Source organism: Winslowiella arboricola (assembly GCF_025527015.1).
In the GTDB taxonomy this organism is placed as follows: Bacteria; Pseudomonadota; Gammaproteobacteria; order Enterobacterales; family Enterobacteriaceae; genus Erwinia; species Erwinia arboricola.
Genome location: NZ_JAODIM010000004.1, coordinates 1 through 223 on the forward strand (window position 1 = coordinate 1; position 223 = coordinate 223).

The following is a 223-nucleotide window of genomic DNA, read 5'->3' on the forward strand; positions in this document are numbered from 1 at the left end:
AAATTTGGTAGGCCTGAGTGGACTTGAACCACCGACCTCACCCTTATCAGGGGTGCGCTCTAACCACCTGAGCTACAAGCCTGTAGAGGTTTTTTCTGCTCGTTACTTTCATCAGACAATCTGTGTGGGCACTGCGCGGGGTATCTTCACATAGGTAAGGAGGTGATCCAACCGCAGGTTCCCCTACGGTTACCTTGTTACGACTTCACCCCAGTCATGAATC

General features: G+C 51.1%; 1 tRNA gene and 1 rRNA gene. Both read right to left on the reverse strand.

Features of this window, described 5'->3' with window-relative positions:
- Nucleotides 1–5: 5 nt before the first annotated feature.
- A tRNA-Ile gene (locus N5923_RS00015) sits at nucleotides 6–82 on the reverse strand.
- Nucleotides 83–155: 73 nt separating this feature from the next.
- A 16S ribosomal RNA gene (locus tag N5923_RS00020) occupies nucleotides 156–223 on the reverse strand; the annotation flags it as partial.